Raw genomic sequence first — 18,092 nt, 5'->3', positions numbered from 1 at the left:
CTCTTAGTTATTTTAAAACATCTCTTCTTGTTTTTCGTATTTTTTTCCGAAGTGCTCAAATGCAAGCTTAGTGGCAAGCCTTCCACGCGAGGTGCGCTTCAAGAATCCGGCCTTAAGCAGATACGGCTCAACAGTATCTGCAACCGTATCAACTTCCTCATTAAGGCTGGCTGCCAAAGCTTCAATACCTACGGGACCCCCGCTATAAGAATCCAAGATTAGCTTTAGCACTTTCCTATCCAAATCATCAAGCCCGGCCTTATCAATACCAAGCTCATCCAAAGTTTTTGATGCAATCAAACAATCAATCTTTTTTGTGTTAGCTACCTGTGCATAATCTCTTATGCGACGCAAAAGCCTATTGGCAACACGAGGAGTGCCCCTGCTGCGCCTGCCAATTTCAAGACTTGCTTCATCATCTATCTCTACACCCAAAGACTTTGCAGAATGCTTAATAATCTTAGCTAAATCCTCTACTTTATAGAAATCCAGGTTATAAAATATCCCGAATCTTCCACGAAGCGGGGCAGCTAAAAGTCCTGTGCGGGTTGTAGCCCCGATTAAAGTAAAAGGTTTTAAATTAAATTTTATCGTTCGCGCGAATTGCCCTTTATCAATAATAAAATCAATCTGAAAATTCTCCATTGCCGGATAAAGAAATTCTTCAACTACCTTAGAAAGCCGGTGAATTTCGTCAATAAAAAGAACGTCTCCCTTTTCCAAGTTGGTAAGAATGCCAATTAAGTCGCCTGCGCGTTCAATTGCAGGCCCGCTTGTCGCGGTAATCTTTGTACCCATCTCATGTGCAATTATATGGGACAGTGAAGTCTTTCCCAACCCCGGAGGCCCTGACAGAAGCACATGCTCGAGAGGTTCTTTTCTTTGTTTTGCGGCAGTAAAACAAACTTTCAGATTATCAACTACTTCTTTCTGGCCGATAAAATCCCCCAATTTTTTCGGGCGAAGAGACATATTCAAAACTACATCCTCTTCGGATTCCTTGATATTGGCAACTACGGGGTTACCCTTAAGAAGCGCTTGTCTCGTCTGCTCGTTGTTCATAGGGAATAATATTATTTTTATTTCTTAAGATCTCAATATCGGAGAAAAGATCTTTTTGCGCGGCGACAATCTCCCGCATCTTGATTAATTCCAACACGGCTAAAAATGTAACTACGATCTCTATCTTATTCTTTGATTTCTTAAATAACTCGGAAACCCGAATACTGGAATTTACCAACAAAAGATGCAAAAGCTCGTGAACCTTCTGCTCAACGGTAAATTCATCTTTTATAACCTCATAGAATAATTCCTTCGGCACGTCTTTAAGTGCCTGAGAAAAAGCATTAATCAAATCAAAGATACTTGCTTCAAAATAAACGTCTTTTTCCGTAAATAATTCCTTTTCTATTTCAATCTTTGGGCGCTTGAAGACTTCTTTCTGCATATTCTCTTTTTCACGCAGCGATTCAGCTATTTGCTTAAACCTCTCATATTCCAAAAGCCTCTTAACAAGCTCTTCTCTCGGGTCTTCTTCTTCCTCTAAGGTTGGAGTTTCAGGCGCAGGAAGCAGCATCTTTGATTTAATCTGCATAAGGGTCGCTGCCATAACCAAGAATTCTCCAGCAATATTTAAATCCATAAGCTGCATAAGATTTAAATACTGCATGTATTGCTCGGTTACTTTTGCTATAGGTATATCATAAATATTTAAGTGGTCTTTTTTTACCAAATATAAAAGAAGGTCCAACGGGCCTTCAAAAATTTCTAATTTAATTTTATATCCCATATTTACAGATTAATCAACTTTCTTACTTCATCCATCGTAGCACAAGCTGTCTCTTTTGCTTTCTTTTCGCCAAGCTCTAATACATCCATTATCTTTGATTTATCTTTTAATAATTCGTGCCTTTTCTTCTGGATAGGCTCTAAGAATTTAATGAGCAGCTCGGATAATTCCTTTTTGCATTCAGTACACCCAATTTGCGACCTGCGGCACTTCTCATCAAGTTCCTTCTTTTTCTCGGGGAAGAATACTGAATAATAGTTATGCACATTGCATTTTTCCGGATGCCCGGGATCAGAAAGTTTAATCCGTAAAGGATCGGTAAACATGCTTTTTATTTTCTTACGTATTACTTCCGGTTCTTCAGAAAGAGCAATGTAATTATTATAGCTCTTACTCATTTTCCTGCCGTCTAAGCCCAACAAACGGTTTGACTTGGTTAAAAGAGCCTGCGGATCAGCAAAGGTTTCTTTTTTAAAAATATTATTAAATTTCCTGGCAATCTGCCTGGTTAGTTCCAGATGCGGCAGCTGGTCTTCACCGACAGGAACCGCCTCCGCTTTATAAAGCAAAATATCGGCAGCCTGCAAAACCGGATACCCTAAGAAACCATACGTGCTTAAATCGCGGTTGGTAACCTCGCGCAACTGCTCTTTATAAGTTGGGCATCTCTCCAGCAGGCCTAAAGGAGTAATCACAGAGAAAACCATATATAACTCCAGGTGCTCTTTTACATGAGACTGAATAAAAATATGTGCTTTTTTAGGGTCAATCCCACACGCAAGGAAATCAACCACATTATCAATCACATTATCTTTTAAATTTTCCGTATTCTCATATTCACCCATCAAAGCATGCCAATCAGCCACCATAAAAAAACACTCGTATTCATCTTGTAGTTTCTTCCAATTATCAAGAGCGCCTACTAAATGCCCCAGATGAAGCTTCCCAGTCGGACGCATGCCGCTAAGTATTCTTTTCTTCATATTATATTTTCCTAAATATCTTTTCTATTTCGTATCCTTCTATAATATCGCCATCCTGCACTTGATCATACCCTGCTATGCTCATCCCACATTCAAAACCTTCCGCCACATCCTTAACATCGTCTTTAAACCGCTTCAAAGAAGAAAGTTTGCCTTCAAAAATTACCTCGCCATTTCTTACCAAGCTTACATTGCAGTTGCGATGGAATTTCCCTTTAGTTACAAAACAACCGGCGATTATCCCGGAGCGCGATAGCTTAAAGACTTTTCTTATCTCAGCACGGCCTAAGAAAACTTTCTTAAGTTTCGGCTCAAGCATACCTACAACCGCTGCTTTAATTTCATTCCCAAGCTCATAAATAATATTATATTTCCTGATTTCAATGCCTTCTTTTACTGCTGCTTCTTTAGCCAAATCATCCTCTATAACATTAAAACCTACTATTAACGCATTTGATGCAACAGCTAAGATTACATCCGAAGAATTTATATTTCCTACCCCGATATGGATAATATCCACTTTAATCTCGGGGACATCAAGCTTGCTTAATACATCCTTGATCGCCTCAAGAGACCCCTGCACATCAGCTTTAATAATAATCTTTAACTCTTTTAGCTTGCCCGCGCTGATTTGGGCATGCAAATCTTCAAGGTTGATTCTTTTTACAGTTTTTATCTGTTGTTGCCTCTCTTTTTCCATGCGTAAGGCGGCTAATTCTTTTGCCTGCTTCTCATCACTAATAACAAAGAATTGTTCTCCAGCTTCAGGGATACCTGAGATACCAAGGACTTCAACCGGCGCACTTGGCCCTGCCTGGGTAACCGAAGCACCTCTATCATTAAACATCGCCCTAATTTTCCCGTAAAGATTGCCAACGATAATGTTTTGATTCAAATGAAGCGTGCCATTCTTTACAAGGAGCGTAACCACTGGGCCTCTGCCTTTGGACATCTTAGCTTCAATTACAATTCCGCGGGCAAGGCGTTTGGAATCTGCTTTTAATTCAAGCATCTGGGCCTCTAATAGGATCATTTCCAGCAAACTATCTATTCCTTCCCCGGTCTTTGCAGAAACAGGGACAACAATAGTTTTTCCGCCCCAATCCTCCGAACGAAGATCAAATTCTGCCAGCTGTTTTTTTACCCTGTCAAGATTTGCTTGTGGTTTATCAATTTTATTCGCCGCAACAATTATCGGTACCCCCGCAGCCTTGGCGTGGTCAATAGCTTCTTGCGTCTGAGGCATAATGCCATCATCCGCGGCAACTACCAAGACTACAATATCTGTAATACTAGCCCCCCTGGCCCGCATAGCAGTAAACGCTTCGTGCCCAGGAGTATCTAAAAATGTGATTTCTCCGTGTGGAAGACTAACCTTGTATGCTCCGATATGCTGAGTAATCCCTCCGTGCTCGCTATCAACAACTTTAGTTTTTCTGATTGCATCCAACAAAGACGTTTTACCGTGGTCAACATGGCCCATAAAAGTAACTATCGGAGACCTTGGATGAAGATTCTCTGCTTTTTCTGCTTCCTGATGAACCCCTAAAGCCAATTCTTCCTGGTCCGGGGCTTTCTTTATTTTACAATTAAATTTATCACAGATTTTTACAGCGGTTTCCTCATCTAACGAATGGTTAATGCCAACCATTATCCCCATATTCATTAGATTCTTAATTACAATAGAAGGTTTCTCCTGTAGCCTTATCGAAAGGTCTTTGACAGTAATTGGCAATTCTATCTCTATCTCTTTTAATTGCCTTAAATCAACCACTGGAGCCGGCGGAACCGGAGGGGCAACTTTTACTTCTTCTATCTTAGGCTTAGCCGGAGCTATTTTTGTATGTACCTGCTCCTTTGGAGTAATTTTAGGGGGGACCTGAGAAGAAGTTTTCTTTACTTCTTCCTTAACAACAGGACTTGGGGTTTCTTTAATAATTTTCTTTGGCTCTTCAACAACAGGCGATGGCTTTAGAACCTCGACTTCTATTTTCTTAGCAAAAACGGGTTTTGGAGAAACCTGTTCTTTCACGGCAACCTTTACCGGTTCTTTCTTAATATGTTCTTTCTGTTTAGGCAAAACAATTTTCTTTATTTTCGGCGCAGCAACAGCCTTAGCCGGCTTCTTTACTACTTTCACCTTAACAGTTTTTTTAACCGTCTTTTTTTCCTTATCATGAACAGTTTTCTTTAAAACAACTTTTTCTTTTTTTGATATTACCATTTGCTTATTCCTTTTTGTGGCTTTTAAAATCTATTTTTTTAATTTCTTGGCCTCTTCAATCAGTTTCTCAGCCTTCTTCTGGCCAATACCTTTTATCTTTGTCAGATCTTCAGGGTTTGAATTTAAAATATCTTCAACCGAATTAATTCCGGCGTCTTTTAAACTAGAAAGTGTTTTTTCTCCTACTCCCGGAAGTTCTTCTATAGACGTTCCTTCCTTTACTTCTTGCGCTTGCTCTACAACTTCCTTTTTAGCCTCTTCTTTTTTTGCTCCTGCTGCAGCAGAGGTGGTCTTTGTACGGATATCCAACTCCCATCCAATTAGTTTTGAAGCAAGCCTGACATTTTGCCCATGCTTTCCGATAGCAAGAGAAAGCTGATCATCAGCAACAATAACTTCAGCCTTCATCTTCTCTTTATCAAGCTTTATCTCAGAAACTTCAGCTGGAGAAAGGGCGTTTTTAATATACTCTTTTATATCCTCATTATAACGGACTATGTCAATTTTTTCTCCTTGCAATTCATTGACAATATTCCTCACCCTGTTACCGCGCATACCGACACAAGCCCCCACAGAATCAACTTTATCATTCTTTGAGCAAACAGAAATCTTAGTGCGATCCCCCGGCTGGCGGGAAATAGATTTAATCTCAACAATACCTTCATAAATTTCCGGAACTTCCAACTCAAATAATTTCTTTACGAAATTGGCATGGGCGCGGGAAAGTATTATCTGCGGGCCCTTTGCGTCTTTTTTTACTTCAACTATGAAAGCACGAATCCTCTGCCCCTGCTTGAATTCCTCTTTAGGGGATTGCTCGCGTTTCAAAAGAAGGCCTTCTGCCTTGCCTAGAAGATCGATAACAATATTACCTTTTTCAAAACGATATACTGTCCCGCTTACGATTTCTCCGACTTTACTCTGGAATTCTCCGAAAACAACATCTTTTTCCGCTTCGCGTAATTTCTGAATAATCACCTGGCGGGCGGTGGAAGCGGCAATACGGCCGAAATCAATAGAAGTAATCTCTTCTTTATTCCGAAAAGCGCGGATCTTACCGGAATTTAAATCAAACTCCACAGTTAGCTCATCATCCGGCTTAACATCAATTACTTTTTTTGCCGCGCTTAAAAGAGCGCTCTCTATCGCCTCAACCAAAACTTCTTTTTTTATTCCTTTTTCTCTTTCTATCTGTTCAACTATTGCTAATATTTCCTGACTCATGATAACCTCTCCCTGGGCACCAGCCCGCCCTGTTCCATCCGATAGGAACAGGGGTTAACAATTCTAAAACAACAATCTATGCAAGATCACTGTCTTATTTATCCTACTCTAATATTCTTTTCCCTTTATTAATCACGGCTAATGGCAATTCCAGCGTTGAGCCATTTTTTAACTGAATAAAGACAGATTCATTTTCTATCCTTAGAATTACTCCATCCCATTCAATCTTTCCGCCCACAGCCTCTCTAAGAAAGAATTTTACCAACTTCCCTTTATTCCTTAGAAAATCATTCTTAGTTGAAAGCGGCCTGTCTAAACCGGGGCTGGATACCTCTAAAACATATCTTTCCTGCAATATGTCCTTTTCATCAAGTAAAAGCCCAAGTTCTTTGTTAACGCTTGCGCACTCTCCAACAGTAATCCCTCCCTCAAACCTATCCGTTAAAATCCTCACGGTCAATTCATTACCTTCATACCTACACACAAGATCCACTAAATCCAATTCTCTATCTTTAAGAAAATCTCTGGTAATCTCCTGTAATTGCGCGGTTAATTGATCCCTATCCATGAATCTCTCCTATAATCTGGTTTAAAACTTCCTCTTTTGATTTGATAATTTTAGCTTTCGTCTTACGTACTTTTAATTCTACCGTATTATTCTTTAAATAATCTTTGCCAATAATTACCTGCAGGGGAATACCTAAGATATCAGCATCTTTAAACTTAACCCCTGCTCGCTGGTCTCGGTCATCCAATAAAACACTGATATTCTTTTCTTCTAATTCCTTATACATACTATTTGCCAAATCCATAATTGCAGATTGCGTAACATCCAAAGGAACCAAAATCACCTGGAATGGAGCTGTCTCTTTGGACCAGATAATACCATCTGCATCATTATTCTGCTCAATTATCGCAGAAATAAGCCTTGAGACGCCAATCCCATAGCAACCCATTATGATGGGCTTGGATTTACCGTCTGCATCAAGGAAGTTTGCCTCTAAAAGAGAACTGTATTTTGTCCCTAATTTAAAAATGTGCCCTACTTCAATCGTATTTAACTTATTCATTTTGGTATTGCATTTAGCGCAAACATCCTTTTCTTCCTCTTTAAATGTCTTGGCAGCCTTGCATTGCGGACAGACTAAAACCATATCCTCTCCGTCTTTTGCCGGCACCATAAATTCGTGGGAGACCTTTCCTCCCATAACACCGGAATCCGCTTCTGTCGTAACGATACCTAAACCGCACCTTAAGAATATTCTTTTATAAGCCTCAAACATTAACTGATAATTCTTATCAAGTCCGGCATCATCCCTATCAAAGCTATAAGCATCTTTCATAATAAATTCGCAGGCGCGCACCAAACCAAAGCGCGGGCGCATCTCATCGCGGAATTTAGTCTGTATCTGGTATAAAACTAAAGGTAAATCCCTGTAACTCGAAACACTGCTTCGGACTAAATCAGTGACAATCTCTTCATGTGTAGGGCCTAAGCAGACTTTTCTACCTCTTCTATCTACAAATTTAATCATTACCTCGCCTATATCTTTATCTCTTCCTGTTTTCTGCCATAATTCTTGAGGCTGGAGCGCCGGCATTAATAATTCGGAGGCACCGCATGAATTCATCTCCTCCCGGATTATTCTTTCAATGTTAGTCAATACCCTTAAGCCTAAAGGCAAATATGTATAAGCACCTGCCATCAGCATACGTACGAAACCTGCGCGCAAAAGAAGTTGATGGCTGATAGACTCTGCTTCCTGAGGCGCTTCTTTTAGTGTAGGAATAAATGTTTTTGACCAAAGCATAATTAACTCTCCCTTAAAACCTCATCAAGTAAAACTTGAACGCATTTATCATAAGAAACTTTTCTTACTGCTTTTCCTTTCTTAAACAACAAACCTTCTTTCTTACCAAAGGCAACCCCGATATCAGCTTCGCGGGCTTCTCCCGGACCGTTAACCACGCAACCCATTACCGCCACTCTTAATCGTTTAGCGCCCGGGACAGAACGCATAACTGAAAATTTTTCCTCTAATTTCTTTACAATGCCAGCTAAATCAACTTCGCAGCGGCCACAAGTAGGGCAACTGATAATCTCCGGCCCAAAGTTGCGCAGGTTCAATGATTCCAAAATATTCTTTGCGGCAATCACTTCCTGCACGGGATGATCCGTTAAAGATACCCTAATTGTATCACCGATCCCGCCTAAAAGCAAAGCCCCTAAAGCGATGCTTGATTTAATAGCGCCGTTATATGGAGAACCGGTAGCCGTAACCCCCAGATGCAAAGGATAATCAATAAGCTTGGATATCCTGCGATAAGCTTCTATCGTATCCAAAACATTTGATGCCTTCAAAGAAACAACGATATTATAAAATTTCAAAGACTCTAATATCTTAATATAGTTAACCGTGCTCTTAAGCATCCTCTGGACCTGCCTGCTATCTTGAGAGCCGCGAACTGAACCAGAGTTTACCCCCACTCTAACAGGGATACCGGCTGACTTTGCAGCAAGGATAACCTCTTTAACATGCTCTTTCTTATAGATATTGCCGGGATTTAATCTTATTTTATCTACCCCGCTTTCAATTGCAGTCAAAGCCAGGTTTTTATCAAAATGGATATCTGCAACCACAGGAATAGAAGAGTATTTTTTAATTTCTCTTAGCGCCAAAGCATCATCCTGATCTTTTACGGCAAGACGCACAATCTCGCATCCAGCGGCCTCCAATTCCTTAATCTGCTTAGCTACTTTCTCAACTCTTGAAGTCTTAATTTTAACCATAGACTGGATAGCAACCGGATGATTCCCGCCGATGGAAACATCGCCAATTTTAATAATTTTTGTTTTTCGTCTTTCTATTTTCATTGCTCCAAACCTTACTTAAAAAACTTGACTATTTTCTCCCCAAACATCCTCATGATATCGTTATAGGTCACAAATAAAGCTAAGGATATTATTAGAACAAAACCTGTTTGAGATAAAACCCTCTCTGCTTTTACGCCTAAATACTTTCCTCTTATCTTCTCAATACCTAAAAGAAAAATATGCCCGCCGTCTAAAACCGGAAGCGGCAATAAATTAAATATCCCGAGGCTTATGCTTAAAACAGCTACGAGTTGCAAAATCGCAATTAGCCCTACCTTGGCTGCTTTTGAAGTTATGTCAAAAATCCCCAAAGGCCCGGTTACCGAATCCCGGACGGATAATTTGCCGGTAACCATCCTCCAAAGCCCCTTGTAAGTCATTTCTGTTAAAAACCATGTTTTCTCAAGGCTTAAAACAAATGATTCAAAAAAACCATGCCTTACTTTTACAATTTCATCAAAAGGGGTAATACCGAGAAGCCCAACTTTGCGTTTTGAGCCAAGCTGATCATCTAGTTTAGTTTCTCTTATTGCAACACTAACATTAAATTCTTTACTATCCCTAAGGATTGTTAAATTTACATTATTTGACTCGTTCTTTTCCTGAATAACTTTCTGCAACTCCTCCCAAAATGCAACTTTCTGGCCGTCAATTGCAGTAATCTTATCCCCAATCTGAAGCCCAGCTTTTTTAGCGCCATACCCATCCAAAAGCCCGCCGACCTTAGTTGTAAAGGAAGGATAACCTACAAAAAATATGAGCCAGAAAAATAAAAAACCAAGAACATAATTCAATAGTGGCCCGCAAAATATAATATAAAAACGCTTACTGATTGGTTTTGACAAATATTCATACGGCTTGCCTTTATATTCTTCCAAGTTATCTCCTGCAAGCTTGACATAACCACCCAAAGGAATAGCGCTAATAGAATATTCGGTATGCCCTTTTTTCTTCTTTAAAAGATTCGTGCCAAAACCTAAAGAAAACTTTTCCACTCTGACACCGGTTAATCTGGCTGCCAAGAAATGCCCGAATTCATGCACTACTATTAACAAACTTAAGACCGCAAGAAAAATAAGCAAAGTTATCATTATTGTTTATCCTCAATTATTTTTTGAGCCTCAACTCTAGCCCAGCTATCTGCTTGCTTTATGGTTTCCAAATCAGGATTTTTCCCATTCTTATGCCTATCCATCACTTTTTCAATTACTAAAGGGATAGAGCCAAACCTAAGGCTTCTTTCCAAAAATCTCTCTACGCAAACTTCATTAGCCGCGTTTAAAACAGCAGGCATTGTCCCTAACTCAACTGCCGCTCTATATGCCAAACCCAAACAAGGGAATTTTTTAACATCCGGCTTCTCAAAATGCAATTCTTTTAATTTATAAAAATCCAGGTGCGGCAGATGGCTTCCACTAAGCCTCAAAGGATATGATAAAGCATACTGGATAGGAATACGCATATCCGTTTCGGATAACTGAGCCATAACAACGCCATCAATAAATTCCACCATAGAATGTATAAAAGCCTCCGGGTGCACTAGTATCTTAATTTCCTGCGGGCGAAGATTAAACAAAAACATTGCCTCAATAAATTCCAAGCCCTTATTCATTAACGTTGCCGAATCAACGGTAATCTTTTTCCCCATTTTCCAACGCGGATGTTTCAATACCTGTTCAAGAGTAGCGTTTCTTAAATCTTTTAAACTTGCCTTTCTAAAAGGCCCTCCGGAAGCAGTCAGATAAATGTTTTTTATTTTTGAACTATCATTATTCAAAAGGCACTGCCAGATTGCCGACTGTTCGCTGTCAACAGGGATGATTGAAACATTATTCTTTTTAGCACGCCGCATTATAATTTCCCCTGCAGCAACCAGGGCTTCTTTATTAGCGCATGCTACACTCTTCCCGTGCTCAATTGCATTTAATAAAGGGCCTAATGCCGCGATTCCACTGACTGCAAGCAAAACTAAATCAATTGAGCCCTCCCCTGCAATCTCCGATAAACCATCCTCGCCGGAAAGGACTTTTGTTTTATTCCCAGCAACAATTTTTAGCTTTAAAGCAAGCGACTTGTCATTAATACAAACAAAACGCGGTTTAAACTCTTTAATCTGGCGCATTAATGTTCCAGTATCTGAATTTGCAGTTAATGCCGCAACGCGAAATTCTTCCGGATGCGCCCTTATTACATCTAATGTGCTTTTGCCTATTGAGCCGGTTGAGCCTAAGATTGCAATTCGCTTCATTTAATTAAGCCATTATTCAATATTGCATTCATATAAAAATAAAAAACAGGAGCAGTAAAAATCAAACTGTCAATCTCATCAAGAACCCCTCCCATTCCCGGAAGGATCTTTCCGGAATCTTTAACACCACAGTCGCGCTTAAGAAGAGATTCAGACAAATCCCCCAGCTGTCCCAATACACCAAAAAGTAAACCTAAAAGGATAAGCTTCTCAGTATTGACATTTAAAAAAGGCCTGCTTATTAATGCCCCCAGGCAACTAAAGATTAAGCCGCCTACAACACCTTCAACTGTTTTTTTAGGGCTTATGCGCGGGACAAACGGAGTCTTTCCAAAACGAGACCCCACAAGATAAGCTCCAATATCCCCTGATTTAGTGATAAGCAACACTGCTCCCAAAAGTCCAAGGCCGCCGGGGAGGTACCTGATTTTAATTAAAAAACTAAAAAACCATGAGACATAAAGAATGCCAAAAATTGTTGTAGAAATATCTACGACAGCCCCCTGGTTTTTCCTGCGCCTAAACTGCATTAAGAACAAAAACAAAAGCAGAACGACTGCGAATAAAAGCTCCCAACTCTTGGTCAACTCAAAACGCATAACCATAGAAAGAGGAATAATTACGCCAATTAAAATACCCACATACTTATAAGGATGAAGCCCTTTCTTCTCAAGCATGGTAAAAAATTCATACAAAGAGAATGCGATGAAAATGGTAACAAAAACCCCGGTAAGCCAGTCAACAAAAATAACACCGAAAATAATCCCGATAAGAATAACAAAACTAAAAAGCCTATTCTTCAACATTTATCCCTCCAAATCTTCTTTCTCTTTTTTGGAATTCCTTAATCGCCTCTTCCAAATCAGAGCGCTTAAAATCCGGCCAGTATTTCTTTGGAAAATACAATTCCGCGTAAGAAAGCTGCCACAATAGATAATTGCTTAAACGCATCTCTCCGCTTGTGCGGATTAAAAGATCGGGATCGGGAAGGGCCTGTGTATAAAGATAGCTGCCAAATAAATCCACATCCAAATCCTCAACCTCTTTTTTCCCACTTTTAACCAATGATGCAAATTTCTTCGCCGCGTCAACTATTTCCTGCCGCGAGCCGTAATTTAAAGCTAAAACCATAACAAGCCCCGTATTATCTTTGGTTTTTTCTTCCCCCTGGCGCATTTTCTTAAGAAGATTTTCGGGAATTGGTTTTTCACGCCCGATAAATTTAAGCCGCACGTTATTTTTATCCAGTTCTTTTACTTCACGCTCTAAAAAATAATCCAGGAATTTAAGAAGCCCGTCAATTTCTTTTTTGGGCCTTGCCCAATTCTCCGTAGAGAATGCGAAAAAGGTTACTACTTTTACTCCCAACTCGGCTGCACTTTTTACAGTCTCTCTTACTCTTTCAATGCCTTCCCGATGGCCGGCAATACGCGGCAGCTTTTTTTCTTTTGCCCAGCGGCCGTTGCCATCCATGATTATCGCTATATGTTTTGGTACATTCATATTCATTTAATTTAACTTTAACCTTTACGAGTAAAGAGCAAAGCGTCCGTCGGGTTATTTAGGCGGACGCTTCAAGAAAAAAGCATTCCTGTTTTCTCTCCTCTATTGATGTACTCTATAATCTATCCCCGGGAAAACATTATCTTTATACTCTATATCAGAAAGCCATTCTTCATCAATAAAATTTGACTTTATATCATCATACAAACGGTTAAACCTTAAAAGATGATCCTTAGTGCGCCGCACAGCATAACTTATATGCGTGCCGGTCCCCAGAATAAACGCCCAATCAGAACTTTGCGCCAATAAAAGCTCACGTAAAGCCTGATTTAAAGCCCTTCTTAACAGGCCATCCGCATTAGAAAAACTCTTAACTAATTCAGTCATCCTATCAGAAGCAGCATGCAGATGCCGGTAAACCCAATCATTGGATCCCTGCAGCCACATTTCACTATATCCTTTCCAACCCCAACTTGACATTGAAGGAATGATAACCTGATTGCGCGGATTCTCTTCCAGATACTCGCTCGGAGTGATTAAACGCACTTCATCCTGATCGCAAGAAATCTTTCTAATAACATAATCAAGCCACATGGGCCCTTCATACCACCAATGGCCGAATAATTCAGCATCATACGGAGAAACCAAAATAGGTTTCTTCTGCATGAAACCATTAAGATGCTCAATCTGCTTTTGGCGGTTAAACATAAAATTTCCCGCATGTTGAGCTGCTCTCTCCCTTGCCCATTCCGGATTATAAGGCTCTTTTATATTGCCCGGCCCGGTAATCCGATAATATTTTATCCCGGTATTAATCCTAACTCCGTCCGGATGAATATAAGGCCTTATGTAATCGTATTCAAGATCAAACCCGATATCACGGTAGAATTCTCTATAATTATAATCACCCGGATATCCTTCTATTGAAGACCATACCTGCTTACTTGACTCAAGGTCCCTTCCAAAACAAGCCACCCCGGTTCCCTTACAATAAACAGGAGCAAATACGCCATATTTTGGGCGAGGCGTGCCGTGTAAGATTCCATGAGAGTCGGAGAAAAAGAAACGTATTCCCGCTTCTTTTAAAATCTCATCATGCCCCGGATAATACCCGCATTCCGGAAGCCATATCCCTCTGGGCTTTCTGCCAAAAACGCTTTCATAATGATTAGCCGCTACTTTAACCTGCGCTCTTACCGATTCTTTACAGACATCCATAAGAGGGAAATACCCGTGCGTAGCCCCACAGGTGATAATCTCTAATTTACCTAAATCCTGAAACCGCTTAAACGCACTTACTAAATTTCTATGGTATTTCTCAAAAGTTTCGCGGGCCTTACAGAATAGATTCAGATACATTATTGCTAAGGATTGGAAATTAGGCTGCCAATTTGTTCTTTCAATTTCTTTATGCGACAACTCTATAAGCGTATTAATATGCTTTAAATAACGCTCCTGCAGCAAAGGATCGCTCAACATTGAAATTAATGTAGGGCTTAAAGTCATAGTAATACGAAAATCAATCCCATCGTCAACTAGTTTTTCAAAGACCGAGATTAAAGGTAAATATGTCTCAGTAATAGCCTCATAAAGCCAATCTTCTTCCAAAAAGTTTTCGTGTTCAGGGTGTCTCACAAAAGGCAGGTGGCCATGTAAAACCAGACAAAGATATCCTTTATTCATTTTTCTCCCAGCCCAGAAAGGGCGCACCCGCGCAACACCGCATAAGCGCGGGGTGTAAGTTAATTATTAACGAATAAACCCCTATATTTCTTTGCTGAATTCTTTGGCTAAATTTGTTGATTTAGTTTCTCTGGAAACAATCGGCGTGATCGTACGCTCTTCTACCTCATCTGAAGAAACCGCTTTAACAGGAATAACCTGCTTCCCATCTGGCAATGCATATCTTAAAGTAAATGAGCCATCTGGCCGTAATTTAATTTCTTTGCCCTGAACAGTAACTTTCGCATCCGGCTCAGTTGCGCCATATACAATTAATTCACAATCTAAAACGAACCAGAATTTTCTTTCTTTCTCACCTTTCTTTACGGGGCTTGCCATAGAAGCCATCCCAGGTGAAGCCAGGACTCCGGAAAACAAAGCCTGCTTAACTCTTTCCTGCCAAGCCTTACCAACCGGTGAGCTCTGGCCCAAACCAAAACCCATACCATAAAGCCGGGCGAACATCTCTTCAGGGATCATCCATTCTTCATCTGTTATCCATGAAGGCCCATCAATAGGAGTACCAACTGTATTAGACCGGACAATAGTAATAAACCTGCCATCGGGAAGCAACAACCCGTAATCTACGCACCAAGAACGGCCCGGCCCGGCAGTATCAATATACCAATTAGTAGTTTGTTCGCTTACATAAACATCAAAATGCCTATGCGCGTTTGATCCGTTAAAAATAATATTGGTTACATCATAAACTCTTAATAATCTTTTTGCTTTATAAAAATCATCCTTTAAATCGTTTTTTAAGCGGTCATAGGTGGGGCCAGTTACCTCCCAATAGGTGTGCAACCACCAAGGATCACGCACCATTAAGACAATTCTATCCTTACCGTATTGATAAGGAAGATCTTGAGGCATAGGCCTTCTTGCACGATGGCTCTCTGGATGCGAATATTTTGACTGCTCAACAGCAGTAACATGCTCACCAAAAATTTCTTTTTTCATTTCGGAAACGGGTGTTTTTTTTGTAACCTTACCAACAACTTCCTTTTGTTTCTTAACGCTTTTTTTTGTTATCGCGCTCAATTTTTCTTTTATTTTGCGTAAGATTGCCATAAAACACCTCCCTCGAAACTCTAAACCTTATTCTGTTTATTTAATAAAAAAGGGGATAAACTCCCCTTTATTTGAACATTGGCTTCTCTACCGTTTCATCATCATAATAAAATAACTAATTACATTATTTATTATTTCTTAGGCTTAGTTGTTTTTTTCGCGGTTAAAGCATCTTTAAGGTCTTCTTCCAAGGCTTCTTTAACTTTAGTGACTTTTTCAAGTTCTTCTTTTAAACTTTCATTGACTAGTTGTTCCTGCACCAAAGCTTTCTTCATTGCCTGCGTTGCGGCTTTTTCTTCTTCAAGTTCTTTATCTTTTGACTTAATCTGATCCGAAAATGTTATTCTCTCTTGGTTAAACTTGTTCAGCTTTTCTTCCGAATCAAGCCTTTTAGCCATCTCTTTGTCACGCTCTGACTTATTACGAAAAGAACTACTGCAAGAACTAATACTCCCAAGAAAAAATATTACTGTTAAAACACTGAGGATAATAATAACCTTATTCTTGGCATTCTCATCCATTAAAAACCTCCAGCGCTATTTAAGATTTTCCTGAGGCTCAGCCATTACAGGTTGTTCCTGGACTGGCTTATTATCTTTAACTTTTGTAAGTTGAGGCAAAATAACAATCTCAACCCTGCGATTCGCTTGACGCCCTTCTTTTGTGTCATTTGAAGCAACCGGGCGGAATTCCCCATAACCAATTGCGGATAGGCGTTCAGGAGAAATACCTTTTTCATTTACTAAGTAATGCAGCACGCTCAAAGCGCGGGCGCTTGACAACTCCCAATTCGTTTTCCAACCAGAAGATCTAATCGGAATATTATCTGTGTGCCCTTCTATACCTACGTTATACTGAGGAACATTGTCTTTCAAAACAACAGATACTTTATCCATAATAGGATAGGCCTCACGCCTTATCTTTGCCTTACCTGAATCAAACACAAGGTCTCCCACAACTGTAATAACCAAACCTTTTTCCATCATCTGCAATTTAACCTGCTGATCACCAATTTCACTGCTTAGCCTATCTTCAAGAAGCTTCTTCGCCTGCTCTAATTCGCTTAATTTTGAAGAAAGTTCTTCAATTTTCTTTACGTCGGAACGCCTGCCAGTCTGGAAAATAAAGGTGCAACCGGCTAATGAAATACCCATAAAAATTACTACTATTGTTTTAAAAATATTGTTCATACTTCCTCCTCATTTTTCTTTGAAAATTTACTATAACACAAGCTATAACTGTAGTCAAGAAAAGATTTTATAAGAAATCTACAGCTGGTTTTTACCGATGAAAATAGTGTCTTCGCGGGAAGAACCAACTGAAACAATTGAAATCCTGGTATTAAGCATGTCACTGATACGCATAAGATACGATTTAGCATTAGCAGTTAAATTACCGTAACTTATTGTTTTATTTACAGTTTTATCCCAGCCCGGAACATCTTTATAAACAGGCTTGGCATTCTTCAAAGCCTCAAAATCATAAGGGAAATCCTTAAACAGCTTACCTTTATATTTATAGGCAGTGCAGATCTTTATACTTTTCAGGCCTTCAAGGATATCCATCTTCATTATTGCAAGCTCCGATATCCCATTTAACAAAACAGCTTCTTTTAACATAACGCTATCAAGCCAACCGCACCTGCGCGGGCGCCCGGTAGTCGCTCCGAATTCATGGCCCTTATTTCTGATAAATTCCTGAAAAGGAGAAACAAACTCAGTAGGAAAAGGCCCTTCTCCTACTCTTGTAGTATAAGCCTTTGCAACACCAATAACTTTATCAATCTTTACAGGAGGAACACCGGTCCCTATACAAGCCCCTCCGGAAATCGCCGAAGAAGAAGTTACAAAAGGATACGTTCCAAAATCAATATCCAAAAATGTCCCTTGCGCTCCTTCAAAAAGGATATCTTTCTTTTCAAGAGTTGCTTCGTTAAGAAGTTTCACTGTATCAAAAATATACTTTTCAAACAGCTTACCGAAATCTAAATATTCTTTATAGATTTCTCCAAAGGAAAATCCCGGATGATTATAAACCTTTTTAAAAATCTCATTTTTCTCTTTAAGATTATCGTTTAATTTTTCTTTAAAGACTTCTTTATTGAGCAAATCTACCATCCTGATACCGCAGCGGTTGATCTTATCGGCGTAACACGGACCGATTCCTTTTCCGGTCGTGCCAATCTTATTCGCTCTTTTTGTTTCTCGCAGCTTATCTAATACCCGATGATACGGCAGTATCACATGCGCTAAAGGAGAAATTTTAAGCCGGCCGTCAATATTAATCCCCCATTGGCTTAAGCTTTTAATCTCTTTATCAAGCATCTCAGGGTCAACTACCACGCCGTTTACAATACAGCAAATCTTTCCTTTATGTAATATTCCCGAGGGGATAAGATGAAATATATACTCATTGCCCTTGACTACAACTGTATGCCCCGCATTACTCCCGCC

17 protein-coding genes are annotated in these 18,092 nt (G+C 39.8%); all 17 read right to left on the bottom strand.

Annotated elements, in window-relative coordinates; translation table 11 throughout:
- Positions 1 to 12: 12 nt before the first annotated feature.
- A complete protein-coding gene (ruvB, locus tag PHO70_07345) occupies positions 13 to 1,062 on the bottom strand; it encodes a Holliday junction branch migration DNA helicase RuvB (GenBank protein MDD5432780.1) in 1,050 nt (349 codons plus the stop codon).
- On the bottom strand, positions 1,028 to 1,789 hold the full coding sequence (locus PHO70_07340; GenBank protein ID MDD5432779.1) for a segregation/condensation protein A: 762 nt from the start codon (positions 1,787 to 1,789) through the stop codon (positions 1,028 to 1,030). Before PHO70_07340 ends, ruvB begins: the two co-directional genes overlap by 35 nt.
- Before the next feature lie 2 nt (positions 1,790 to 1,791).
- The gene (gene trpS, locus PHO70_07335) at positions 1,792 to 2,772 is read right to left on the bottom strand and encodes a tryptophan--tRNA ligase (GenBank protein ID MDD5432778.1); all 981 of its coding nucleotides are present in this window, start codon (positions 2,770 to 2,772) and stop codon (positions 1,792 to 1,794) included.
- Position 2,773: 1 nt separating this feature from the next.
- Positions 2,774 to 4,996 carry a translation initiation factor IF-2 gene (infB, locus tag PHO70_07330; protein MDD5432777.1) on the bottom strand — a complete coding sequence of 741 codons (2,223 nt, stop codon included), beginning with the start codon at positions 4,994 to 4,996 and terminating at the stop codon, positions 2,774 to 2,776.
- A 30-nt stretch (positions 4,997 to 5,026) separates the two neighbouring features.
- Positions 5,027 to 6,220 carry a transcription termination factor NusA gene (nusA, locus tag PHO70_07325; GenBank protein ID MDD5432776.1) on the bottom strand — a complete coding sequence of 398 codons (1,194 nt, stop codon included), beginning with the start codon at positions 6,218 to 6,220 and terminating at the stop codon, positions 5,027 to 5,029.
- A 103-nt stretch (positions 6,221 to 6,323) separates the two neighbouring features.
- Positions 6,324 to 6,788 carry a ribosome maturation factor RimP gene (locus PHO70_07320; protein MDD5432775.1) on the bottom strand — a complete coding sequence of 155 codons (465 nt, stop codon included), beginning with the start codon at positions 6,786 to 6,788 and terminating at the stop codon, positions 6,324 to 6,326.
- Positions 6,781 to 8,031 carry a proline--tRNA ligase gene (proS, locus tag PHO70_07315; GenBank protein ID MDD5432774.1) on the bottom strand — a complete coding sequence of 417 codons (1,251 nt, stop codon included), beginning with the start codon at positions 8,029 to 8,031 and terminating at the stop codon, positions 6,781 to 6,783. Before proS ends, PHO70_07320 begins: the two co-directional genes overlap by 8 nt.
- A gap of 2 nt (positions 8,032 to 8,033) precedes the next feature.
- Positions 8,034 to 9,095, bottom strand: a complete 1,062-nt coding sequence (gene ispG / locus PHO70_07310) for a flavodoxin-dependent (E)-4-hydroxy-3-methylbut-2-enyl-diphosphate synthase (GenBank protein ID MDD5432773.1) — start codon at positions 9,093 to 9,095, stop codon at positions 8,034 to 8,036.
- An 11-nt stretch (positions 9,096 to 9,106) separates the two neighbouring features.
- Positions 9,107 to 10,186, bottom strand: coding sequence for an RIP metalloprotease RseP (gene rseP, locus PHO70_07305; GenBank protein ID MDD5432772.1), 1,080 nt, complete (start codon positions 10,184 to 10,186; stop codon positions 9,107 to 9,109).
- Positions 10,186 to 11,343: a 1-deoxy-D-xylulose-5-phosphate reductoisomerase gene (locus PHO70_07300; GenBank protein ID MDD5432771.1), complete on the bottom strand. Its 1,158-nt coding sequence runs from the start codon at positions 11,341 to 11,343 to the stop codon at positions 10,186 to 10,188. Before PHO70_07300 ends, rseP begins: the two co-directional genes overlap by 1 nt.
- Complete coding sequence (locus PHO70_07295; GenBank protein MDD5432770.1) at positions 11,340 to 12,149, bottom strand: phosphatidate cytidylyltransferase; 810 nt, start codon at positions 12,147 to 12,149, stop codon at positions 11,340 to 11,342. Before PHO70_07295 ends, PHO70_07300 begins: the two co-directional genes overlap by 4 nt.
- Positions 12,136 to 12,852, bottom strand: a complete 717-nt coding sequence (locus PHO70_07290) for an isoprenyl transferase (protein MDD5432769.1) — start codon at positions 12,850 to 12,852, stop codon at positions 12,136 to 12,138. Before PHO70_07290 ends, PHO70_07295 begins: the two co-directional genes overlap by 14 nt.
- Positions 12,853 to 12,948: 96 nt before the next feature.
- Positions 12,949 to 14,529: a DUF1957 domain-containing protein gene (locus PHO70_07285; GenBank protein MDD5432768.1), complete on the bottom strand. Its 1,581-nt coding sequence runs from the start codon at positions 14,527 to 14,529 to the stop codon at positions 12,949 to 12,951.
- Positions 14,530 to 14,610: 81 nt separating this feature from the next.
- Positions 14,611 to 15,639 carry a DUF4912 domain-containing protein gene (locus tag PHO70_07280; GenBank protein ID MDD5432767.1) on the bottom strand — a complete coding sequence of 343 codons (1,029 nt, stop codon included), beginning with the start codon at positions 15,637 to 15,639 and terminating at the stop codon, positions 14,611 to 14,613.
- Positions 15,640 to 15,770: 131 nt separating this feature from the next.
- Positions 15,771 to 16,160: a hypothetical protein gene (locus PHO70_07275; GenBank protein ID MDD5432766.1), complete on the bottom strand. Its 390-nt coding sequence runs from the start codon at positions 16,158 to 16,160 to the stop codon at positions 15,771 to 15,773.
- A 15-nt stretch (positions 16,161 to 16,175) separates the two neighbouring features.
- On the bottom strand, positions 16,176 to 16,829 hold the full coding sequence (locus PHO70_07270; protein MDD5432765.1) for an OmpA family protein: 654 nt from the start codon (positions 16,827 to 16,829) through the stop codon (positions 16,176 to 16,178).
- Between the two features lie 78 nt (positions 16,830 to 16,907).
- Positions 16,908 to 18,092, bottom strand: a 1,185-nt coding sequence (locus PHO70_07265) for an adenylosuccinate synthase (GenBank protein MDD5432764.1), incomplete at its 5' end; no start/stop codon positions are given.

The organism is Candidatus Omnitrophota bacterium, assembly GCA_028715415.1.
Classification (GTDB): domain Bacteria; phylum Omnitrophota; class Gorgyraeia; order Gygaellales; family Profunditerraquicolaceae; genus JAQURX01.
Note: the sequence above shows the minus strand (reverse complement) of the source record. Positions and strands in the feature narration are given on the sequence as shown.